Source organism: Kitasatospora sp. NPDC127035 (assembly GCF_042726075.1).
Lineage (GTDB): Bacteria > Actinomycetota > Actinomycetes > Streptomycetales > Streptomycetaceae > Kitasatospora.
Genome location: NZ_JBHXDN010000097.1, coordinates 1 through 22470, shown reverse-complemented (window position 1 = coordinate 22470; position 22470 = coordinate 1). Strand labels below are relative to the sequence as shown.

The window sequence follows — 22470 nt, the reverse complement described above, 5'->3', positions numbered from 1 at the left end:
GCCTTTCGTGCTCGTCGTGGAGCGGTCCGCACGGAAGCGTGCGGTCACCGGCGCGGAAGTCGTACGGGGTCGGTCCGGCCACGGCGTGCGGCCGGGGTTCGGTCAGCCTCCGGCCGGCTCGGCCCAGGAGAGGCCGTCGGCGCCCGGCACGAGGCCGTCGGGCAGCAGCGGAGACTCCTTGATGTCGGCGCCGAGGACACCGCGCCGCTGGATCTCGTTCATCTCGTGCATCACGTCGCCGACGACCTTGGCACCGAAGAGGTGGTTCATCCGCTCACCGGACTCGGTCTGCATCGACCCCGTGGCGGCCACGGCGTCGGACAGCGCCTTCGAGGAGGAGGCGAACCGCTCGGTGAGCGCGGCGGAGTCGGTCAGCGCGCGCTCCCGGGAGGCCACCCCGCCGACCAGGGTGACGAACGCCTCCAGGTCGGAGGAGTCGAAGGCGGTGACCTTCTTGGCCTTCCAGAAGTAGTTCTCCTCGCTGCCCTGCATGTCGTAGAAGGCACTGAGGAATTCGTAGAAGACGCCGTACTCGCGGCGGTACCGGCCCTCGAACTCGCCGAAGGCACGCTCCTCCGAAACCCCGCCCGCCAGCACGCTGTTGATCGACCGGGCCGACAGCAGCCCGGCGTAGGTGGCGAGGTGGACGCCGGTGGAGAAGACCGGGTCGATGAAGCAGGCGGCGTCCCCGACGAGCGCCATGCCGGGCCGCCAGAAGCGGGTGTTGGCGTACGAGTAGTCCTTGCGGACCCGCAGCTCGCCGTAGGTCCCCTCGGTGACGCGGGTCGCCTCGGAGAGGTAGTCGCGGACGATGTCGCAGCGGTCGATGAACCCGAGCAGCGCCTTCTCCTGCTCCTCGTCGGTGCCCTGGATGTCGGCCGCACGGGTCCGGCTGATCACCGCGCCGACGCTGGTCAGGGTCTCGCTGAGCGGGATGTACCAGATCCAGCCCTCGTCGAAGGCGGCGCAGAGGATGTTCCCGCGGTCCGCGCCGGGCAGCCGCTTGCCGCCCTCGAAGTAGCCGAACAGCGCCAGGTTCTTGAAGAACTCGGAGTAGACCCGCTCCCCACCCGCGTGCCTGCTGATCCGGGTCTTGTTGCCCGACGCGTCGATGACGAACCGCGCCGCGACCTCGTGGACCCGGCCCTGCGGGTCGGTGTAGCGGACGCCCCGCACCCGCTCGTCGTCCTCCAGCACCTCGCTCACCGGGGAGTTCTCCCGGACGTCGACGCCGTGCTTCGCGGCGTTGCGGAGGAGGATGTCGTCGAACTTCATCCGCTCCACCTGGTACGCGTACGAGGTGGGCCCGGAGAGCTCGGGGGCGAGGGCGAAGAGGAAGTTCCACGGTACGGGGTTGGTGCCCCAGCGGAAGCTGCCGCCCCGCTTGACCATGAAGCCGGCCTTCTCCATGTCCTCCTGGACGTCGAGCAGGCGACATATGCCGTGGACGGTGGCGGGGAGCAGCGACTCCCCGATCTGGTACCGCGGGAACGTCTCCTTCTCCAGCAACAGGACCCGGTGGCCGTGTTTGGCCACGAGCGTCGCGGCCGTGGATCCACCGGGGCCACCGCCGACCACGATGACGTCGAACTCTTCGTGCAGTGTTGGTTGTTCAGAGGTGTTCACTGGCGAGTCTCTCCTGGTGATGACGGGCTTCCGCTGGTCAGGGGGTGCCGAGCTGATCCCGCCAGCGTTTGATGGTGGCCTCGCCGGCGAGGTCGACGAAGGTCACCTCGGTGCCCTTGTCGCGCCAGCGCTGGACGAGGGTCATCAACCGGATCGAGTCCATGCCCTGATAGACGAGCAGTTCGTCGTCGTCGAGTTCCTGCGGGTCGATCTGCAGCACATCGGCGACGTCCTGCCTGATGCGCTCCAGGGAAAACGCGTCGGTCGGGGGTATCTCAGGCATCGAGCGGCGTCCTCCTCTTGTCGCGGGGGTGACGGCGCGACGGCGCACGGCACGGACCACCGGCCCGGCCGAAACCGTGGAACCGATGTGATACGCACCGACGACCGACGGCCTTCGGCCACCCGCCCTACTTAGGTAAGGCTAACCTAACTATTGGTCGGACCTCGCTGTCAAGCCGCCGGGCGACCGGACCCGACGGCCCGACGGATTTCCCTGATGTCACGTCATGCCACCCACGCGGGGCGGCAAAGGCCGGGCACCCCGTCGACGGTGCCACCGGCAGACCCCGACAGCCCCGTGGGCGGCGATCCCGCCGCCCACGGCGGCCCCGGGCGCGCGGGCACCGTTCCGGCCCCCACCAGCACCGTTGCCACCGCCGTCGGGGCCACTGTCACGACGAGGTACGGCCGGGGTGGGAGACGGGCGACGGCCCCGGGTTCCACGGCGGGCGAAAAGCAGGATCGGCCGGGAGACGGGCAGCGCCACACCCCGACCGGAACCGGCCCCGAAAGGGTTACGGAGGGAGCAGGAACGCTTTTCCGCCCACCACCGAGAATCCTGGACCCGTCGAACACGAATCATGGTCCGGACCGGAGGGCGGGAGGAGTCGAAATCACCGGACGGCCTTTCCCGGCGCCCGCGCCGACGCCGCGCCCGCGAACGCGCGGGCGCGGGCGCGGGCGCGGCGGAGCAGCCCGGCGCGACAGGGCAGCGGGCTCGGTGAAGGGAGAGCGCAGGGAAGGGGACACCACGCACAGGACACCAGGCACGGCACATCGGGCGCCGGAGATCAGGCGCGGGGCGTCCGACCCCGAGCGTCGGGCTTCGGACTTCGGGCGTCAGGCGTCAGGACTCGGACTCGGGCTCGGGCTCGGGCTCGGGCTCGGGCTCGGGCCGGGCGCGAGGAAGCCGCGCCGGGGCGGGCCCGACACCCCGGCGCACCCCGGCGCACGCCGCGAGCGCCGGAAGACGGCGGGACGCAGCAGGACGCAGCAGGACGCAGCGGGGGCGGACAGGGGCCGACCGCGTCGGCGGGACGTGTGAACGTGGCGCCCGGACCCCCCCGGCCGGGCGCCACGGGTCCTCAGGGCCGCCAGTAGCCGAGGGCGTGCACCTGCGGCCTGGGCACGGCGAGCTCCTTCCGGGTGAACCGGGCGAGAGCGCGCGTGGTCACCGTGTCACAGGCGATCCACACGTACGCCCCCGCCGGGTCCCCGAGCAGGCCGGGCAGCGCGGCGCGCACCTCCGCGACCAGCTCTATGTTGTCGGGGGCGTGCGCCGGTCCGCGCCCGGCCGCCCGCACCGTTCCGACGACGCCTCGGCAACACCCCGGAGGCTGGAACCGCCCCCGCTCCACGGCTCGCCCCCGTTCGGAGCAATCCACCGACAAATGGCCCGAACGGTGCTCTCGTGAGGGGGCATCCACGAATACACCTCACCGGAGGTTCAGTTGTCGCACCCTCAGCCCCCGCGCTCCGCCGACCCCGCCCGCCGCGCCCGCCGCGCGCTGGCGGCGGCCGTGGCCGTCGCCTCGGCCGCCTGCGTGCTCGCCGCTCCCGCCGCCTACTCCCGCGGCACCGGCCCCGCCCAGGGCCACCGCGCCGCGATCACCATCCAGGAGAACCGGCTGCCCTTCACCACCCGCTTCCAGGGCGACTTCCACGGCTCCGTCACCCACATCAGCAACTCCCTGATGACCTGTGACGAGACCAAGCCCCCCGTCGACCCCGCCCAGCCGCCGTGCGAGCAGGGCCGCACCGGGGCGGGCAGCAGGCCGATCAACAACAACTACCAGATGCGGTACGTCAACATCGATCCCGGCAGCATCGGCCCACTCGGCGACCCCATCTACTCCGCCAGCTCCGCCGACCTGCAGCTGCCCCCCGGGGCGACGGTCAAGCACGCCCGCCTGTACTGGGGCGGCACCCGCGGCATCGACGACGTCGTCCTGCCCGAGAGCCAGATCGACGAGATCTACCTCAAGTTCCCCGGTGACGGCCAGTACACCAACATCGCCAACCAGCAGCCCTCCATCGGCTACATCACCACCGACGAGGAGAGCAGCTACCAGGCCTCCGCCGACATCACCGAGCTCGTCAAGAGCCACGGCACCGGTACCTACACGGCCGCCAACATGGACTCCGTCGTCAAGCCGCACAGCTGGGGCGGCTGGACCGTCGTGGTCGCCTACGAGGACCCCTGCGCGCCGCTGCGGCACGTCCACCTCTGGGACGGCTTCCAGCCCGAACTCCCCAACAGCCCGGCCCTGTCGGGCAGGCTGACCGGGATCAGGACGCCCGCGAGCGGCCCGGTCACCGGACACCTGGGCTGGGTCGTCTACGACGGCGACCACAAGTGGACCGGCGACACCATGTCGATCAAGTCCACCAACGGCCCGATCACCGACTTCACCGACGTCAACCACCCGCTGAACGACGCCTTCAACTCCACCATCGACAACCCCAACCCCGCCCAGCGGTTCCCCCGCAACCCGGCGCCGCGCAACAACTTCGGCTACGACGCGAACCGCTGGACCGTCTCCCCCTACCTGCGCAACGGCGACACCGACGTCACCGTCACCGTCAACACCCAGGGGGACGGCTACAACCTCGGCGTCTTCTACGCCGACATCGACCTCGACGCCACCGAGGCCGCCCGGGGCGACTCCCCCGCAGTCACGTCCACCTGGAGCGGCGGGAAGTAGCCGCCGACGCACGGAGGGGCGGGACCGGTCGATCGGCCGGTCCCGCCCCTCCGCACGTCCACCCGTGCCCTTTACCGCACGGTGTCCGCCGGCTTCAGCACGGGGTCGGTCCACTCCTCACTGAGCAGCCCGAGGACGACCTGGTCGCTGAAGGACCCGTAGGTCCAGGCGGAGCGCCGCAGGGTGCCTTCGAGGCGGAACCCGGCGCGGGCGGCCGCGGCGATCATCGGCCGGTTGTCGGCCAGCGTGTCGACCTGGAGGCGCTGCAGCCCGCGAACGGTGAAGCCGTAGTGACAGAGCAGGGCGACCACGTCGTGCGCCAGGCCGCGACCGCGGAAGCCGGGGAGCAGCGCCAGGCCCAGATGGGCGGTGCGACTGTGGGTGTCGATGCCCCACAGCAGTGCCTCGCCGGCCAGTTCGCCGGAGGAGCGCTCCACGACCGAGAAGCACGCCGCCTCGTCGCTCGGGGCGGCCACGGCGTAGGGCGACCCGGCGGCACCGGGCGAGAGGGGCTGCCAGGGCCGGGAGTCGGCGCGGGAGCGGGTGGCGACGTCGTCGTACAGCCCGGACATGAGGACCGGGACGTCGCTCTCGTGCCGGGCACGGAGAACAAGGGCAGCATTTTGTAACATGTCACATTGTTAACAGGGGCCGAGGCTGCCGGGCAACCGAATTCCGCCCGCCTCCGCCTTCCGCACCCCACGTCCACCCGCACCCGCACCCGCACCCGCACCCGGACCCGGACCCGGACCCGGGCGCACTCTACGACGCCCCGTCACCGGCGGCCGGGCCAGGGCCCGGTGACGCGACGTCGGGGTGGGCCGGCGGGGGAGCCCTGTCGACATGACCTCGTCACCACCCCCGGAGGGCCCGGGCTAGGGTGTGCTCGTGAGTCTTCATGTGGTTGTCGGATACGGGCCCGCGGGGGCGGCCACCGCTCGGGCGCTGGCCGAGCAGGGGCACGAGGTCCGGGTGGTCAGCAGGTCGGGCCGCTCCCCGGAGGCCGGCATCGAGCACGTCGCCCTGGACGCGGCGCGCCCCGAGGCCCTGACCGAGGTCGCCCGCGGCGCCGTCGCGCTCTACGGCTGCGCCGCACCGCCCCTCCACCGCTGGACGACGGACTGGCCGCCGCTGGCCTCGTCGCTCTGCGCGGCGGCCGAGTCGACCGGGGCCGTCCTCGTCATGCTGGGCAACCTGTACGGGTACGGCCCGGTGGACCGCCCGCTCACCGAGGACCTGCCGCTCGCCGCCACCGGCCCCAAGGGGCGGGTCCGGGCGGCCCTCTGGGAGCAGGCGCGGACGCTGCACGAGGCGGGCCGGATCAGGGCGGTCGAAGTACGTGCCTCCGACTTCTTCGGCCCCGGTGTGACGGACGGGGGCCACCTGGCCGGGCGCGTCCTGCCGCGCCTGCTGGACGGCCGGTCCGTCACGGTGCTCGGCGACCCGGACACCCCGCACAGCTGGACCTACCTCCCCGACACGGCCTCGGCGTTGATCGAGGTCGCGGGCGAGGAGCGGGCCTGGGGCCGGGCCTGGCACGTGCCGACGGCCCCCGCGCTGTCCGCACGGACCATGGTCGCCCGGCTCGCCGCCGACGCGGGAACCGGCCCCGTGGCGGTGCGGCGGCTGTCACCGGCGGTGCTGGGAGCGGCGGCGCTCTTCTCCCCGCTGCTCCGCGAACTCCGGGAGGTGCGCTACCAGTTCGACCGCCCGTTCGTGATCGACTCCGCCGCCTACGAGGCCGCGTTCACGCTGCGCGCCACCCCGGCCGAGGAGCAGTTCCGGGCGACGGTGGACTGGTGGCGCCGCCGGATCGCCGCCCCCGCGCGACACGCCTGAGCCCGACCTCCCTGCCCACGTCCGCCCCGCACGCCTGGCTGCGGTGGGCCGGTCCGCGGGAGGTCGCGGACCGGCCCGGGGCTCAGGCGGACTCCAGCCGCTCGACGATCTGCTCGCACAGCTCGTGGGTGCGCAGGGCGTCGTGGGCGTCGAGGGTCTTCCCGGAGCGGACGGCGTCCAGGAAGGTCAGCACGACCTGCTCGATGCCGCGCTGGCGGGCGACCGGCACCCAGTCGCCGCGGCGGCGGACGGTCGGCTGGCCGCGGTGGTCGATCACCTCGGCCAGGTTGTGGACCTCGCGCTTGGAGTCACCGCCGGAGACCTCCAGGATCTCCTCCGTCGAGCCGGAGAGCCGGTTCATGATCCCCAGCGCCGTGAAGCCCTCACCGGACAGGGTGAGGACCACGTGCTCGACCAGGCCGCCGCGCACCCGGGACCGGACATCGACGTGCTCGATCTCGCCGGGCACCAGGAACCGCAGCAGGTCCACGACGTGGATGAAGTCGTCGAAGATCATCGGCCGTGGCGCCTCGGGCAGCCCCTCGCGGTTCTTCTGCAGCACGATCAGGTCGCGCGGACGCTCCTTCGCCTGCACGTAGCCCGGCGCGTGGCGGCGGTTGAAGCCCACCATCAGCGACCGCCCCGTGCGGTCGGCGAGGTCCACCAGCCGGCGGGAGCCCTCCAGGGTGTAGTCGAGCGGCTTGTCCACGTACACGTCGACGCCGGCGGTCAGCAACTGCTCGACGATCGGGACGTGCTGATCGGTGGCCGCGTGCACGAACGCGGCCCGGATCCCGCTGCCGATGAGCTCACCGAGGTCGGTGAACCGGTGCGCCGGGTCGATCCGGTGGGCGTCGCCGATCCGGTCGAGCTTGGCCCGGTCCCGGGTCATCAGCCGCAGGTCCAGGCCGGGCAGCGCCGTGAGCACCGGCAGATAGGCCTTCTGCGCGATGTCGCCGAGGCCGATCACCCCGACCGGCAGCACGGCGTCGGGAACGGCGGTCTCACTCATGGAATCTCCTGCCAGGGGGCGAACGATCATCAGGCGGCTCCACCCTACGAGCTGCCCCGCCGACCGAACCAGGCACCCGGCCGCGCCGGGCCCGCCGCCGGGGCGCGGTCACCCGCCGGACCCGGCCCGGGGGGCGGAGAGGAAGCCCAGGAGGTCGAACGGTCCCGGGGTGGGCAGGGCCTCGCGGTGCAGGGCCGCCAGCATGGCGGCGACCGCGGTGGTGACCGGGGCCGTCCCCGCCCGCTGTTCGGCCCAGAGCCAGTCGCCGTCGGGGTTGACCTCCAGGAAGACCGGCCCGCCGGCGCTGATCAGGAAGTCGAACGCGCCGTAGCGGAGCGACATCGCGGCGGCCAGGGTCCTGGTGGCGGAGGCGACGGCCGGCGGCGTCCGGACGGGCTCGGCCCCGACCCGCTCGGGAGCCGTCCACGGGTCGGCCGGCGAGGTCTTGCCGATCCGGAAGGCGTGCAGCCGCCCGGCCACGTGGTAGACGCGCAGCTCCGCCTCGTGCTCGACGTACTCCTGCACGATGACGGGCGGGCCCGGTCCCGGGCCGGGGTCCGCGGCCGGGTCGTCCCGTTCGACGACCACGGGGAAGATCCCGTTCAGGCGCCCCGGCTCCGGCTCGACGAAGTGGTGGTGGGCCGCCTTGACCACCAGCCGCGGGCAGTCGAACGCGCCCCGGGCGCGCTGCGGGTCGGTGGTCAGCACCGTGCGCGGGACGGCGATCCGGTGGTGCCGGGCCAGGTCCAGCTGGGCGAGCAGCCCCGGCCCGGTCGCACGGATCGCCGTCCCGGAGACCGCCGCCAGCTGGTCGGCCGCGGCCTGCCAGGACTCGCGCAGGAACACGGTCCGGGCCGGATCCCCGGTGCTCTCGATGGCGGACGCCGAGAAGTGCCTCACCCAGGTCACCGTGGGGGTCAGCCAACGGCCGTTCAGCCGGACCGCCCGGCGTTCGGGGTCGACGAGCAGGTCGGCGGCGCCGAGCTCGTCGGCGTTCAACCGCTCCGACCGGACGCCCGCGCTCCCCAGCAGGCCCTGTACCGGCTCCAGGCCCCCGTCACAGGCGCGGCTGAGCAGCAGGACGGCCGGGGCCGGCCGGGGGCGGACGTCGACGGTGCGGCCGGGGCGGGCCAGCTGGTCGAGGAAGGCCGAGGGGCCGTCAGCCGCCACCGTCAGCCGTCGCCGTCGGCCAGCAGCTCGTCCGCCATCGTCAGGAGCTTGGCGACCGTCGCGGCCACCTGCTCGGACGCCCGCGGCAGCCGCTCCGCCACCCGCTGCAACAGGACCAGGTCGGGCTGCGGGACCGCGGCCTGCGTCGCCGCCGCGCGGGAGGCGCGGTCGGCGTCCAGCGACCGGAGCCGGACGAGCAGCTCCAGCACCGTCGCCATCTCGGTCGCCAGCAGCCCCAGGGAGGCCATGTCGCCGAGGTCGCAGCGTTCGCGGCTGTCACGGTCCAGCACCGACAGCACCCCGATGCAGTCGCCCTCGCAGATGAGCGGCGCGGCCATGATGCTGCGCGGCACGTAGCCGGTGGACTCCGCGGCGCCCCGGGCGAACCGGGGGCTGTCGGCCACGTCGTCGATCACCACCGGCTGCCCGGACACCATCGCCCAGCCGGCGATGCCGGTGCCGCTCGGGAACCTCGTCCCGAGCAGGTGGTGTTCGCCCTCGCCCGCGACCGCCTCGAAGACCAGGTCCCCGTTGTCCTGGTCCACCAGGAGCACGGAGGCGGCGGCCGCGCCGAAGACGCTGCGGGCGACTTCCACGATCGACTGGAGCAGTCTTCGTTGCGGGATGCCGGCACTGTCCAGCGGGTCAGTCGACACGCGCACCTCCCTCGGGTACGGCTACGTTCTCGGCGGCCAGGTAGAGGACGGACTTGAGTTGGAACGGCGTGAGCGCGCGGTGCTTGCCGAGGATGAGCGCGCAGATGCCCGCGATGTGCGGGGTGGCGAAGCTGTTGCCGGTGCTGAGCAGCCGCCGCCCGCCCGGCCCTGCCACCGGCACCCGCACGCCCCGTGCGTAGAACTCGACCGGTGGGGACGGGTTGTAGTAGTAGGTCATCGGGTCGGGGCGGTCGTGGCTGGCCACCGAGATGACCGAGGCGAACGGCCACGGATAGCTGTGGACCGGCATGTTGTGGGCCGACGCGACGATGATGCAGCGCCGGAAGTAGGCGGCGTCCGAGAGGTCGCGCAGGCCGTCGCGGAAGTCCGGCTTCGTCGTCGAGAGGCTCATGTTGATGACGTCGAACCCCTCCTCGATGGCCCAGGTCAGCCCGGCCAGCAGGGCGGCGCCGCTGCCGTGCCTGCCGCCGGAGAGGACGCGCACCGAGGTCAGCGACACGGCGGGGGCGATCGACCGGATCACGCTCGCGCAGGCGGTGCCGTGCCCCGCCGGGTCGCCCGGTTCGGTCGGGGTGACGGCGAGGACGCCGTCCTCGCCCTTGACCACGTCCATGGCACGGTCGAGCCCGCCGACCATCGGGTGGTCGGCGTCCACGCCGCTGTCGAGCACGCAGACGCGGACGCCGGAGCCGTCCGCGCCGCCCCAGGCCCACTCCCGGGTGACCGGGCCGAGCGGGCTGACCTCGAAGGGCTCCTGCGGCACCACCGAGACGGGCATGCTCCAGGCGGGCACGCCCGGGAAGTGGTCGCGCGGCGGCCGGCGCCAGGGCGGCTGGTCAGTCATCGGCCGCGCCCTCCCCCGGTCCGCCGGGCCCGCCCGGTTCCGGACCCGCCCTCCCGTCCGCACCCGCACCCGCCTTGCCGTCCGCCGTCCCCGGCCCGTGGGCGGCGAGCCAGCGACGGACCCGTCCGGCGGGCAGCGCGGCGCCCTTCGCCTCGAACATCCGCAATGCCTCGGTCCCTTCAGCCCGCGCCCGTTCGATCATCCCGGCCGCTTCGAGCACGATCGCCAGGTCGAGGAGGGTCTCCCCGGTCAGGCACAGGTCGTCGCACCGGGCCACCAGCGCACGAGCCGCCCGGGCCCCGGCGAGCGCCTCCTCGTGGTGCCCCCGGACGGAGGCGATCCGCCCGCGCAGCGCGGCCTCGCCCAGCCGCGCCCGCAGGCCCGCGCCCTCGCCGTCGTCCGCGCCGTCCAGGTCCGGGCCGTCGAGGCGGTCGAGAGCGGCGGCTGCGGCGGCGGTCCGGCCCTGGGCGAACAGTTCCCGGGCGATCGCGACCTCGGTGTTCCGGGTGTCGGTCGCGTGCTCCGAGGTCCGCAGCACGCCCAGGCTCTGCCGGTACCGCGACTCCGCCACGTCGTGGGCGCCGGCCAGCGATTCCACGAAGCCCGCCGTGTCCAGCACCACCGCGTCCGCGAGATCGGCGTGCACGTCGCGGGAGTAGGTCAGCGCCTCGGCCACGGTGCGCCGCGCGCCGTCCAGGTCGCCGCCGAGCGCCTCCAGGTGCGCCCGGGTCACCAGGACCGGGAGGAGCAGCGACCGGCTCGCGGCGAACCGGACGCCGAGCGCGGCGCAGAGCCTCAGCCCGGCGTCCACCCGCATCGGCGTCCACTGGGCCAACTCGCAGACGGCGCAGAGCAGCCGGTCCTCCTGGTAGCCGTCGCCCAGGGTCCGTGCCAGGGCCAGCGCGCGCCCGAACGAGGCCGCCGCGGACGCCGCGCGCTCGGCGACGAGTTCGAGGTGGGCGAGCAGTTCGTGCAACCGGCACCAGCTGAGATCGTCCTCGGGGTCCTGTTCCAGCTCCGCCGCGATCCGCTCCGCGTCCGCCGCCACGGACGCGGGCGGCGCCAGGCCGAGCCGGAGCGCGACGATTGCGCGCTGGACCGCCAGGGTGGCCGCGGACCGCCGGTCCCGGGGCAGCGCGGCCTCCGCCGCGGCCAGCGCGGACCGGCACCGCTCCTCGTCCTGGAGCCAGATTCCGGCGTCGCAGACGTGCAGCGCGAGCGCCGTGTGGCGGGGATCGCCGACCGGCAGCAGTTCCCTCGCCCGCTCCAGGAGCTGGACGGCCGCCGGCAGGTCCTTGCGGGCCAGCGCGTGCATGCCCTCGGCGGTCAGGGTGTCCGCCGCCGCACCGGCCAGTCGCGGGGGCTGCGGGTCGCCCGGCCGCAGCTGCCTGCGCAGCCGGGAGGTCTCCTCGACGTGGTAGGCCACCGCCATCGCGTCCTGCGGCAGCTCGCCGGAGAACCGCTCGGCCAGGAAGTCGTGCCAGCGCTCGCGGCGGGTCTTCGGGGTGAACTCGTAGGCGGTGTCGCGCAGCAGGGCCTGGGCGAAGCGGAAGGTGCCGGCCGGGCCGCGTTCGAGGACGCGCCGGCGGACCAGCCGTGACAGTGCCTCGTCGGCCTCGGCGGAGCCGGTGCCGTCCGCGGCGGCCATCACCCGCAGCAGCTCCCGGGTGGACTCGCGCCCGACCACCGCGGCCAGCTCCACCATGCCCCGTTCGGTGACGGGCAGCTGGTCCAGCCGGGCACCCAGCATCGCCTGGATCGTGGGCGGGACGTTGGTGCCGGGGGCCGTCTCCGCGAAGACGTCCATGAGCTGCTCGGCATAGAGCGGGTTTCCGTCGCACAGGGTGGCGACGCGGCTGTTGACCTCCTGGAGGTCCTGCGGAACCACCTCGGCGAGGATTGACAACTCGCCCAGCAGGGACGTGATCTGAGGTAAGGTCAGTGGTCCGACGTCGAGCGTCGTCGCACCCGGTTTGCCGGCGCCCCAGCCGGTGCGGGTCTCCAGGAGTTCGGGGCGGGCGACGCAGAGCAGCAGGACCGGGACCCCGCGCAGCCAGGTCGCGACCTCGTCGATGAGGTCCAGCAGGGTCTCCTCCGACCAGTGCAGGTCGTCCCAGACCATGACCACGGACCGCGAGCGGCCGAGGACCTCCAGAAGGTGCCGCACCGCCCAGGCGATGTCCTCGACACCGGCCGCGCCGCCGTCCTGGTCCACGACCGTGCCGAGGGTGCGCGCCGCCAGGCCGTGGGCCGGCGCCGCCGCTCCGTCGTCACCGGCCCGCGCCGGGTCCTCCTCCAGCAGCCGGGCGAGGGCCGGCCAGCCGCCGGGGAGCGAGCCGAGCATCTCGGCCAGCGGACGGTAGGTGATCCCCCGGCCGTAGGCGGAGCACCGGCCGGCGAGCACCGTCACCTCACCGGCCGGCAGGCCCGCGAGGAACTCCCTCACCAGGCGCGACTTTCCGATGCCGGGCACGCCGACGACGGTGGCGAGGCAGACCTGCCGCCGCAGCCGGGCCCGCCGGAAGCCGCGCTCCAGCGCCTCCAGTTCGTCGACCCGGCCGATGAACGGGGTCACCGGCCCGGGGAGGTCGGCCGCCGGCTCCGGGGCGGTCACCCGCCAGGCCGGCAGCGGGCGGGCCTTGCCCTTCACCCGCAGCGGAGCGACGGGCTCGATCCCGACCTGCCACCGCACCATCGCGGCGGTGTCGGCGCAGAGCAGCACCTCGCCCGGGCGGGCGGCCGTCTGCAGCCTGGCGGCCGTGTTGACCGAGTCGCCGACGACCCGGAAGTCGTCCCCCGGTCTGGTGATCACCACGACGTTGCCGGTGCACACGCCGGCCCGCGCCTCCAGCTCGACCTGGTACTCGGCGCTGAGCTCGGCGGTCAGGCCGGCCAGGGCCGCGAGCGCCCCGTTCGCGGCGCGCACCGCCCGGAGCGCGTCGTCCTCGCGGGCCACGGTGGCGCCGAAGGCGGCCAGGATCGCGTCGCCGATGAACTTCTCCACCTCCCCGCCGTGTTCGGCGATGCAGGCCCCGCAGCTCGCGAAGTAGCGGTCCATGACCTGCCGCAGCGGCTCCGGGTCCAGGCGTTCGGCGAGCGCGGTCGAGCCGACGATGTCCAGGAACAGCATGGACACCTTCCGGCGGGTCTCGCGCGGAGCACCACCGGCCGTGAGCGGCGTGCCGCAGCCGGCGCAGAACCGGTCCGACCCACCGGCGAGCCGGCCGCACCCGGAGCAGATCACTGCGGGCCCGCCGGGGCGGGGCGGGCGGCGGGCCCGGCGGGATCGGCCCCGGGCGCGGCGGGCCCCGCCGGATCGGGCTCCGCCCCGGATCCGGTCCCGGCCTCGCTCCCGGGACCGGCTTCGGTCCCGGTCCCGGGCTCGGGCTCGGGCTCGGGCTCGGGCTCGGGCTTGGGCTCGGCCTTGGCGGCCGGGGCGGCGGCCGTGTCGGGGAGCGCGATCCGGGCGTAGACGCCCGCGAGGACCACGACGATCGCGGACGCCGCGAAGATCGTGTCGATCGGGCCGAACCGCTGGCCGGCCAGCGAGCCCGAGAAGTCCCGCAGCCCGGTGCCGGCGAGCCAGCCCGACAGCACCGCGGCCAGCATCGCGGCCAGCCGGGTGACGGGATAGAACACGGCGACCACCCGGCCCCGGAACTCCTGGGGCGTCGCCGCCAGCAGCAGCGGCGACATGGCGGTGTTCAGCATGGTGATCGGGAGGACGAAGAGGAACAGCAGGGTCACCGCGGCCGGGAAGCCGCTCTGGCGGGAGTACAGGAGCAGCAGGGCGCCACTCACCATCAGCCCGATCCAGGTGGTCCTCCGGGCGCCGATCCACTGGACCACCCGGCCCGCGGCGAGCGCTCCCACGATGCCGCCGATCCCCATCGCCATGCCGAGGTAGCCGTACAGCTCGGCGGACGCGTGCAGGTTCCTGGTGGCGAAGAAGATGTTCAGGGTGTTCAGGGCGCCGATGCCGAGCTGGCCGATCACGGCGAACAGCAGCAGCGCCACGAGGAACCTGCTGCGGCGGAAGAACCGCAGGCCCTCCAGGAACTCCGCGCCCAGTCCGCGCCGTTCGGCGGCCGGCCTGCCCCGGTCCGGCTTCGCGGCCCGTGCGTCCCCGGCCGCCGGCCGCACGTCCACCGACCGGATGGCGAGGTAGGACACCAGGTAGGAGAGGGCGTTGAACAGCAGCGCCCACTGCAGGCCGACCGTGAACAGCAGCGGCGCGGCGAGCGGCGGGCCGATGATCCAGGCGGTCTGTCCGGTCGCCTGGGCGATCCCGGCCGCTCTCGCCCGGTCGGCCTCCCCCGTGACGAGTTCCGCGATGACCGAGAACCTCGCCGGGGTGAAGAACTGGCTGGCCGCGTTGAGGACCAGCACCGTCGCGTAGATCAGGCCGAGCCACAGCCCGACCGGGAGGTCACCGGCCGGCAGGAAGGAGACCGCGGTCAGCAGGGCCACCAGCCCGCCCCGGATCGCCTCGGTGCCGAGCATCGTCGCACGCTTGTCCCAGCGGTCGACGAACACGCCCGCGAGGGGGCCGACGAACAGGACGGCGGCGCTGGTCGCCAGGACGACGCCGCTGACCGCCTGCGGCGCCCACGGCTTCCCCCTGGCCAGCTCCATGGCCACCCACAGGACCAGGGTGGTGCTGAAGACGGCGTCCCCGACGGAGGAGACGGCCTGCCCGAACCAGAGGCGGGTGTAGCTGGGATCGATGAGGACCAGTCGTGGTCTCATGAGGCGTGCTCCGGCCGGAGGAGGAGCGTCATCAGGGCGGTCACCAGGGTCGTGTGGTAGGCCGCCGCGAAGAAGGCCCCGACCGGTTCGGCGTCCGTCGCGGCGGTCCTCGCGGACCGGCCGGGGAGCGCGCCGTCGGGCCGCTGGGCCCGGACCAGGCAGTCGACGGCGGCACGGCCCCAGGGGGTGCGCAGCGGGTCGAGGCCCAGGCAGACCTGGGCCATGACGAGCTCCGCGGCCAGGTCCCACCAGTCGTGCCGCACGCAGTGCTCCAGCAGCCGGCGGAGCAGCTCCGCCGCGTCCGCGAGGGCCGTCGCGGAGAGCCCGGGGGCGGTCCGGCCGAAGTCGCTGAGGTAGAAGCTGGAGTGCGTGAGGGCGTACGCCTCCGGGACGGTGACCGGTGCCGCGTCGTCCGGTGCGGCACCGTCACGGGCGGCACGGTCCGGTGCGGCACGGTCCGGCATCGCGGCGGGCAGCCGGACGAGGAAGTTCCGACCGAGCAGTTCCTCGTAGGGTTCGAACGCGTGCGGCACCCCCGCCTTGTCCGCGTAGTGGCGCAGCTCCAGCTGCTGGTAGGCCGACCTGCCGTGCGGTGACAGGTCGTCGGGGGTCAGCCGGGCGAGCACCGCCCGGTGCGGCGTGCCGTCGGTCCCGGCGGGTGCCAGTGCCGCGCAGGCCAGTCCGTACGGGGCAGCGCACCGGGGGTCGGCGGTGAGGAGCGCCGGGAAGTCCGGGTGCTGCCAGACCGTGCGGACCACCGCGGTCGCCTGGTCGAGGCGGGGGTCGCCCCCCGTGTCCCGTCGGGCCCACAGGTGGCAGAGCAGCGCCAGTTCCAGCGCGGCCTTCGCCCGCCCGTGCTCCGCCGAGCGGCCGGGCGCCGAGTACGGGTCGAAGTGGTCCAGGTGTCGCCCCAGCCAGGCGAGCGTGCCGGCGGACAGCCGGTCGAGGTCCGATGGCATGGCTACAGGCGCCCCGTCTCGTCCAGGTAGTCGAGCAGGGCCGCGTCCACCGTGTCGTGGAAGGCGGCGAGTGTCCGCCGGTCCTCCTCGCGCCGGTACAGGTCCTCGCAGCCGACCCACCGCTCGCGGGTGACCGTGTCGGGCAGGTACCCGCCGGTGACCGTGCCGACCTCCCACGCCGTCCTGCCCGCGGTCTCCCAGCAGCTCGCCAGGGTGCCGTCCGCGCTGACCACAGCGCCGTAGCGGCCGTCCCGGTAGCCGCAGGTGACGCACGGCCGGTGGCCCTGCGGCCGGGTGACGGTGAATCCGAGGTCGAGCGCCCGCCGCTGCCACCGGGTGAAGCGGGCCGACAGCTCGCCGGTGTGCAGCAGGTCGTTGCCGTAGCCGATGCCCACGTCGCCGACCTGGGCGAAGTACAGGGTGCACCGGGCGGGGTCGAGCCGTGTGGCGAGCCGGTCGATCAGCGCGTCGACGCCCCGGTAGGTCTCCCCGGAGACGTTCACCCGCAGCAGCCACCGGAGCGGGGAGGTCTCGGACGCCCGGACGAGGTTGTGGACGATCGTGTCGAAGGTCCCGCCGCCGTCCGTGCGCCCGACCCGGATGCGGTCGTGGTCGGGGCGGTCGCCGTCGAAGGTGATCTGGACGGACCCCAGCCCGAGGCCGGAGAGCCGGGCGGCCAGTGCAGGGGTGAGCAGGGTGGCGTTGGAGATCATCCAGGCGGAGACCGGCCCGCGGGCGGCCGCGCGTTCCAGCAGTTCCAGGCAGCCGCGCGGGTTGAGCAGGGGTTCGCCGCCGAACAGCAGGATCCGGAGCTCCTCCAGTCCGGCGGCGGCCATCTGCCGCTCGGTGAAGTCGAGGATCGAGGTGATCGTCCGCGAGGTGAGGCGGGTCCGGGCGATCCGCGGCGGACGGCTGCCGCCGTCCGGGTCCTGGCTCGTGTTCTGGAAGCAGTAGCCGCAGCCGAGGTTGCAGTGGGTGCTGGTCAGCACGGTCAACGCGTAGCTGTGCGGGGGTTCGGCGGTCATCAGGCCGTACTCGCGGAGCCGGCGTTCGGTGCCCGGCCGGAGCGAGCCGTCGGCGGTCAGCTGGGTGGGGCGCAGGCGGGCCAGCCCGCCGCCCGGGCCGAGGAACCACCAGTTCCGCTCGCCCCGGAGGAGGCGGACGCCGCGGTCGAGGTCGGCCTGCGCGGGGTTCACCGGGCACCCCGCGTCGCCGGCGCCCGGTCCCGGCCGGTGGCGTCGTCCGCCGCCGGAGGCCCGGCGCTCCCGCCCGCCGCACGGGCGCCGTCCGGGGGGCCGGCGTCCGGTGCGCCGCCTCGCCGGCCGTGGGCGACGGTCAGCGCGGTGAGGGCCGTCACCAGGGTGGCCTGGTAGGCCTTCCGGAAGAACTCCGCCGTGGTCGCGGTGGTGTCCGCCCGGTCGGCGGCGGACCGTCCGGGAACGGCGCCGCCGGGCGACTGCACCTCGCCGAGCAGCCGCAGGCCGGCCTCTCCCGAGGGGGTGCCGAGCGGGTCGAGGCCGAGGCAGTGCTGCGCGAGCACCAGCTTGGCCGTGAGGTCCCAGTCGCCGTTGCGCACGCAGTCCCCGGTGAGGCGGCAGACCAGGTCGCGGGCGTGTTCCAGGGCGTCGCCGGTCAGGCCGGGGTCACGGAAGCCGAAGTCGCTCAGGTGGAAGAGGGTGTGGGTCACGTCGCACACGTCCGGCTCGCCGACCGGCTGCCCGTCGCGGTGCCGGGCCAGCCGGCTGGCCTCGTACAGTCGCCGGTAGGAGTGCAGCCGGTGTCCGACGCCGGCGAGGTCGGCGTAGAACCTGGTCTCCAGGTGGAGGAAGGGCGACTTCCGGCCCGGCGTCAGGAAGCCGCCGGCCGTCACCTCCGCGAGCGCGGTCCGGTGCGGGCCGTCGGTGAGCCCGGCGGGTGCCAGTGCGCCGTACATCAGCTTGAACTGCCAGGCGTAGCGCGGCTCGGCGACGAGCAGGGCCGGATGGGCCGGGCTGCGCCAGACCCGCTCGACGGTCCCGGTCACCTCGGCCAGGCCCGGGTCCGACGGCGCGGCCCGCTCCCAGGAGCGGCGCAGCAGGGCGAGCTGCAGCAGGGCCTTGACGCGTGGTGTCACCGGCAGTTCGGCCCGGCCCGACGGGGAGTCAAGGTAGCCCGAGTGAAGGCGTATCCACTGCAGTGCGCCCGCCGCCAGGCTCTCCACGGCCACTGCGTCCGGGCCGGCTGATCGAGTACCCATGGTTCTCCCTAGAGGTTGCGGACCGCTGGGCCGCCTGCTCGATGACGTCGGCCGCACGGGCCGGGCTGTTCGCCGCCGCGAGCCGGCGGCCGAGCCGGCGGGCCCCCTCCCGCAGCCGGTCGTCCTGCCAGGCCGCCTCGACCGGCCGGGGCCGGTCCGGCCGCTCCGCCCTCGGGATGTGCGCGGCCACGCCGGCCCGGAGGCAGGCGCCGGAGAGCACCGGCTGCTCGGATCCGTTGGGGGTGACGCCGAGGGGCCGGCCGCGGAGCAGCGCGCCGAGTACCGGGGCGGAGGTGCCGCTGGTCAGCACGAGTCCGGCGAGGTCGACGAGCGGCCCCAGCCAGGGTTTGCGGACGAGCAGGACGTCGGCGCCGGGCGCGGGTCGCGGGTCGGCCGTCCGCCCCTGCTCGACCACCGCCTGGAACGGGCCGCCGGTGAAGGTGGCGTTGAGGCGCGGCCAGGGGGTGCCGCCGCCGAAGAACCGGCCGAGGTGCACGTAGACGACGGGCTTGCCGACGCGTGCCAGGTGGTCGGTGATCGCCGCGAGTTCGGCCCGGTCGGCGGCGGGCTCCCAGGCCAGCGGCCCGACCTGGTGCGCGCGCTCGGGCAGCACCGCGCCCGGGTACTCCAGCTCGGGGTCGCCGCGGAGCAGCAGGGCGTCGCCGAGCAGCGGGCCGTCGCCGAGCAGCGGGCCGTCCGGCCACCGGGAGGGCCGGCTCGCCAGGCCGGCCTGCTCGCGGGTGGCGGCGTACAGCTCCAGGCACTCGTGGGTCCGGTTCTCCCTGGTGCGGCCCCACTGGGGCTCGTCCTCGCCGCCGGTGCGGTAGTTCCAGAGGTGGACGGAGAGTCCGATCACCGCCACCGGGATGTCCAGCGCCTCGGCGGCGAGCAGGGCGCCGTTGCACAGCACCGAGGTGACCAGCAGGTCGGCCCGCGCCTCCCGGGCCGCGCGTACGGTCGCCCGGTACTGCTCCACCCCGGCCGGGCCCCACCGGGCGGCGGAGAAGGCCCGCGCGCCGCCGAAGTCGTCCGCCGGCGCGAACGGCAGGCCCGCCTCGGCCATCACGGCTGCGGCACCGGCCCGGCCGAGCACGCCGACCCGGTGGCCCCGGCGCCGCAGCTCCCGCCCGGCGGCGAGTGCCGGGTAGAGGTAGCCGCCGTCGCTGAGCGGGCAGAGCAGGATGTTCACGGGGCCTCCGGGCCGGGGCGGGCCGACACCGAGCGGGCCGCCCCGGTTCCGGCGGCTCGCGCCGGGGACCGGATGGCCCGCTCGGTTCTCGTGGCTCGACCTGTCGAGTCGGTCGGGTCAGAGGGCCGCGCTGTTGTTGATGATGCAGATGGAATCCTCGCCCGCATCGTGCGCGACGACGTCGACGTCCTCGTCCTCGACCTCGGTCGGCTCCGGGTTGATGTCCTCGGGCATGTTGCCTCCTCTCCCCTGGCGGCGTCCGCTACGCCGATCCCAGAGAACGGTAGGGATCCTCGGTATGACGACGATTAGTCAGCGGTTCAATACCGGTATGACAGCCACTCAGAGCCCCTTCGCGCGGCCGCACGGGCGGCTGTACGGACGGCTGTACGGACGGCTGTACGGGCGGCCGGCGGGTCGGCCGCCCGGCCCGCCGCTCAGGGGTGCGGCACAGGACTCCGGTCGGCCGTACGGGCCGGGGTCCGCCCGGCCGCCGTCTCCCGCGCGTAGGCGTACGGCAGCGCCGGCATCTCGTAGCGCACCGTGTGTGCGAGCCCCTCCACGTTGGGGACGGTGAGGAGGCTGGCCTCCAGGAGGTGCTCCAGGACCCGCACCGCCGCGTCCGGCCGGCAGTCCAGCACCGCGGCGGCCTGCTCCAGCGTGAACACGGGCTCCGCGAGCAGCCCGAGCCGCAGCACCGCCCAGTGCGCCGCCTCGGGCAGGTCCCCGATGGACTCGGCCAGCCGGGCACGGACCGCCGGGTCGCCGCCGCAGAGCTCGTCCAGCAGCCCCGGGGCACCGGCCATCCGCGCGCTGTACTCGCGCAGCGGCACGTGGCGCAGGAACGCCAGCCGGTCCGCCACCAGCCGGACCCCGAGCGGCAGCAGCCCCGCCGCCCGGACGATCCGGCCGGCCGACTCGCGGTCCGCGTCGACCCGGTCCGGGCCGATCACCCGGCCGAGGAACTCCACGGCCTCCTCCACCGCCAGCGAGGAGAGCCAGAAGCGGTGGGCGCTCTCCAGGCCGATCATCCGGGGCCGGGCCGTCACCACGACCGCGCTCTCCCCGGCCTCCGGCAGCAGCGGCCGGACCTCGCTCTCCCGCCGGGCGTCGTCGACGACGACCAGGGCCCGGCGTCCGGTCAGCCAGAGCTGCCAGGCCCACCGGAGGTCCGGCGGGTCCGGCAGTCCGGCGGGCTCCGGCCGGCCGGGTGCGACCGCGGCCAGCAGCTGGCGCAGCACGTCGTCCAGCGGGCGCAGTCTGCCGTCGTCGCCACGGAGCCGGACGAACAGCCGGCCGTCCGGGAAGCGGTCGCCGAGCCGGTGTGCGACGTGGACGGCGAGCGCCGTCTTGCCGGAGCCGAGCGGGCCGGTCACCACGGCCAGCCGGTTGCCGCCCCGGGCCAGCGCCTCGGACAGCTGCCGGGCGGCCGGCGCCCGGCCCGTGAAGGCCGGTGGATCGCAGGGCAGCAGGTTCGGCGGGGCCGTCCGGCCCCGCCGTGGTTCCGCGGGCGTCGCCGCGACCGCCTCGGCCGCCCGCGGCAGCGGCTCCGCCGACGCCGGCCCCTCCCCGGGGGGCCGCAGCCCGGCGGACGGGCGCAGATCGGCGGGCTCCCTCGGCCCGGCGGGCGCCGGCTCGCACAGCAGCGAGCGGTAGAACCGGACCAGCGCCGGACTGGGCGGCAGCCCGAGTTCGTGGGCCAGGCACTGGCGCAGCTCGTCGTAGACCGCCAGCGCCTCGGAACGCCGCCCCGCCTGGCACAGCGCGGTCATCTGCAGCATCCGCAGCCGCTCCCGCAGCGGGTGCAGCTGGACGGTCTCGGTGACGCGCTCGATCACGGCGGGCCCGCCGCCGGCCGCGATCTCCGCCTCCACCCAGTCCTCGAAGACCCCGAGGAACCTGCGGTCCAACCGCTGGGCGGCGGCCCCGATCAGCGGCACGTCCCGGAACCCGTCGAGCGCCGAGCCGCGCCACAGGTCCAGCGCCTCGGTCAGCGCACCGGCCCGGGCCCGCTGCTCGAAGCAGAGCGCGTCGAGCTCGCCGGCCGCCGTGTGGAGCACGTACCCGCCGGTCTGGTGGCTGATCCGCGATCCCGACTCCACGCCCACCAGGCGGCGCAGTCCGGACACGTACACCTGGACGTTCTTGCGGGCCGTCCGCGGCGGGGCGTCGTCCCACAGCGCCTCGACCAGGGAGTCGAACGAGACCCGCGCATTCGCGTGACACAGCAGGGCGGCCAGGAGAATCTGCTGTTTCCGCGATCCCGGGTCCACCGAGCGGCCGTTCGCCAGCACCCGCAGAGGGCCCAGAATCCCGAAACTCACCGTCATCTCACGCCAACTTGATAACGAGGGAATGCCCTTCCACCTCGGCGTCCGAAACCGCGTCCAGCCGTTGTTTGACGGAGTTGAGGACGGTCACCTCGTCCTCGGTGAGCCGTGCGAGCACGTCCCGCTGCTCCTCCGTCAGCAGGTCGACCGGGTTACCCGCTTGCCGCAGGGCGGCGAGGGCGTCGAAGGTCATGGTCCCCTCCTGTCTCGTGTGCCAGAACATCATCGTCTTCGGCCCGAACGCCGTCCATGAGACCTTTGGGCCAGAAAGCACCGTCGACCGGGGACGAAGCCGCCATCAGCGCGAGGAGGCCGGCCTGCAGTCTTGACCGAAGTCCCAGCTTCGCCAGAATGGCGGTGACGAACCGCTTCACCGTGCGTTCGCTGACCTGCATTTCCCGGGCTATCGAGCGGTTGTCGTACCCGAGGCCCAGGAATTCGAGGACGACGCGTTCCCGGGGAGTGAGCGCCCGGCTGAGCGGCAGGGCCTCCGCCAGCGGCTGCGGCAGCCCCGGCGGCCGGTGCGCCCCGCACGCCGGACACACCACGGCGATCGAACCACCCGCCCCGCTCAACGCCGTCGTACCCCGGTACACGAACGCGGCGGTCCGTCTCCATCAGACATCACCAGGATCCCCCCTCGGGCCACACGACCGCCGTGCCCACATGCTGACGCGAGGACCGGGCACCGGCAAGAGGGCTGACCGACCCTCGTCATCTCGACCTCCCACCGGGGCAAGGGAGTTGTGGCCGGAGCGACGGATGTGAAGAGTCCCCGCGGCCCGGCCGGGGCGCGGCCCCGGGGGAGAATAACAACGAGGGCGCCCAAGGCCAGTGTGGTATAAAAAAATA

General features: G+C 74.3%; 18 protein-coding genes and 1 pseudogene. 2 read left to right on the top strand and 17 right to left on the bottom strand.

The annotated features are described in order from the left end of the window. Positions 1 to 102: 102 nt before the first annotated feature. The 3 genes and pseudogenes from ACFWIC_RS38025 to ACFWIC_RS38015 form a co-directional block, all read right to left on the bottom strand. Complete coding sequence (locus tag ACFWIC_RS38025; RefSeq protein WP_329884040.1) at positions 103 to 1626, bottom strand: tryptophan 7-halogenase; 1524 nt, start codon at positions 1624 to 1626, stop codon at positions 103 to 105. A 37-nt stretch (positions 1627 to 1663) separates the two neighbouring features. After that, a complete protein-coding gene (locus tag ACFWIC_RS38020) occupies positions 1664 to 1909 on the bottom strand; it encodes a phosphopantetheine-binding protein (protein WP_329884041.1) in 246 nt (81 codons plus the stop codon). A 1084-nt stretch (positions 1910 to 2993) separates the two neighbouring features. Then, a pseudogene (locus ACFWIC_RS38015) lies at positions 2994 to 3167 on the bottom strand (SIP domain-containing protein); the annotation flags it as partial. A 192-nt stretch (positions 3168 to 3359) separates the two neighbouring features. On the opposite strand from ACFWIC_RS38015, the gene ACFWIC_RS38010 reads away from it, so the two are divergent. Continuing rightward, positions 3360 to 4613, top strand: coding sequence for a hypothetical protein (locus ACFWIC_RS38010; protein WP_380521563.1), 1254 nt, complete (start codon positions 3360 to 3362; stop codon positions 4611 to 4613). Positions 4614 to 4684: 71 nt separating this feature from the next. Here ACFWIC_RS38010 and ACFWIC_RS38005 read toward each other — a convergent pair whose 3' ends face one another. Next, positions 4685 to 5245: a GNAT family protein gene (locus tag ACFWIC_RS38005; protein ID WP_355406751.1), complete on the bottom strand. Its 561-nt coding sequence runs from the start codon at positions 5243 to 5245 to the stop codon at positions 4685 to 4687. A gap of 256 nt (positions 5246 to 5501) precedes the next feature. Here ACFWIC_RS38005 and ACFWIC_RS38000 point away from each other — a divergent pair, with 256 nt between their 5' ends. Beyond that, on the top strand, positions 5502 to 6452 hold the full coding sequence (locus ACFWIC_RS38000; RefSeq protein ID WP_380362306.1) for an NAD-dependent epimerase/dehydratase family protein: 951 nt from the start codon (positions 5502 to 5504) through the stop codon (positions 6450 to 6452). 82 nt (positions 6453 to 6534) lie between these two features. Here ACFWIC_RS38000 and ACFWIC_RS37995 read toward each other — a convergent pair whose 3' ends face one another. The 13 genes from ACFWIC_RS37995 to ACFWIC_RS37935 all read right to left on the bottom strand — a co-directional run bounded on the left by ACFWIC_RS37995 (position 6535) and on the right by ACFWIC_RS37935 (position 22163). Further along, complete coding sequence (locus ACFWIC_RS37995; protein WP_329884148.1) at positions 6535 to 7434, bottom strand: Gfo/Idh/MocA family oxidoreductase; 900 nt, start codon at positions 7432 to 7434, stop codon at positions 6535 to 6537. A gap of 138 nt (positions 7435 to 7572) precedes the next feature. Continuing rightward, positions 7573 to 8634, bottom strand: coding sequence for a hypothetical protein (locus ACFWIC_RS37990; protein ID WP_329952918.1), 1062 nt, complete (start codon positions 8632 to 8634; stop codon positions 7573 to 7575). Between the two features lie 2 nt (positions 8635 to 8636). After that, positions 8637 to 9290, bottom strand: a complete 654-nt coding sequence (locus ACFWIC_RS37985; RefSeq protein WP_355406745.1) for a GAF domain-containing protein — start codon at positions 9288 to 9290, stop codon at positions 8637 to 8639. Continuing rightward, entirely contained in the window at positions 9280 to 10155 is an 876-nt protein-coding gene (locus tag ACFWIC_RS37980; protein WP_380362303.1) for a S8 family serine peptidase, read from the bottom strand. Before ACFWIC_RS37980 ends, ACFWIC_RS37985 begins: the two co-directional genes overlap by 11 nt. Then, positions 10148 to 13399: an AAA family ATPase gene (locus ACFWIC_RS37975; protein ID WP_380521560.1), complete on the bottom strand. Its 3252-nt coding sequence runs from the start codon at positions 13397 to 13399 to the stop codon at positions 10148 to 10150. Before ACFWIC_RS37975 ends, ACFWIC_RS37980 begins: the two co-directional genes overlap by 8 nt. Next, complete coding sequence (locus ACFWIC_RS37970; protein ID WP_380521558.1) at positions 13396 to 14904, bottom strand: MFS transporter; 1509 nt, start codon at positions 14902 to 14904, stop codon at positions 13396 to 13398. Before ACFWIC_RS37970 ends, ACFWIC_RS37975 begins: the two co-directional genes overlap by 4 nt. Then, positions 14901 to 15863: a DUF6895 family protein gene (locus tag ACFWIC_RS37965; protein ID WP_380521556.1), complete on the bottom strand. Its 963-nt coding sequence runs from the start codon at positions 15861 to 15863 to the stop codon at positions 14901 to 14903. The genes ACFWIC_RS37970 and ACFWIC_RS37965 overlap by 4 nt, the downstream gene beginning before the upstream one ends. A gap of 2 nt (positions 15864 to 15865) precedes the next feature. After that, complete coding sequence (locus tag ACFWIC_RS37960; RefSeq protein WP_355406735.1) at positions 15866 to 17059, bottom strand: radical SAM protein; 1194 nt, start codon at positions 17057 to 17059, stop codon at positions 15866 to 15868. Further along, positions 17056 to 18099: a DUF6895 family protein gene (locus tag ACFWIC_RS37955; RefSeq protein WP_380521554.1), complete on the bottom strand. Its 1044-nt coding sequence runs from the start codon at positions 18097 to 18099 to the stop codon at positions 17056 to 17058. Before ACFWIC_RS37955 ends, ACFWIC_RS37960 begins: the two co-directional genes overlap by 4 nt. After that, positions 18005 to 19288 (bottom strand): glycosyltransferase, encoded by a 1284-nt coding sequence (locus ACFWIC_RS37950; RefSeq protein ID WP_380521552.1) that lies wholly within the window; start codon positions 19286 to 19288, stop codon positions 18005 to 18007. Before ACFWIC_RS37950 ends, ACFWIC_RS37955 begins: the two co-directional genes overlap by 95 nt. Before the next feature lie 437 nt (positions 19289 to 19725). After that, positions 19726 to 21618 (bottom strand): BTAD domain-containing putative transcriptional regulator, encoded by a 1893-nt coding sequence (locus ACFWIC_RS37945; protein ID WP_380521550.1) that lies wholly within the window; start codon positions 21616 to 21618, stop codon positions 19726 to 19728. Position 21619: 1 nt separating this feature from the next. Next, on the bottom strand, positions 21620 to 21811 hold the full coding sequence (locus ACFWIC_RS37940; protein ID WP_329884063.1) for an aroma-sacti cluster domain-containing protein: 192 nt from the start codon (positions 21809 to 21811) through the stop codon (positions 21620 to 21622). Further along, complete coding sequence (locus ACFWIC_RS37935) at positions 21771 to 22163, bottom strand: helix-turn-helix transcriptional regulator (RefSeq protein WP_380521571.1); 393 nt, start codon at positions 22161 to 22163, stop codon at positions 21771 to 21773. Before ACFWIC_RS37935 ends, ACFWIC_RS37940 begins: the two co-directional genes overlap by 41 nt. Positions 22164 to 22470 lie beyond the last annotated feature (307 nt).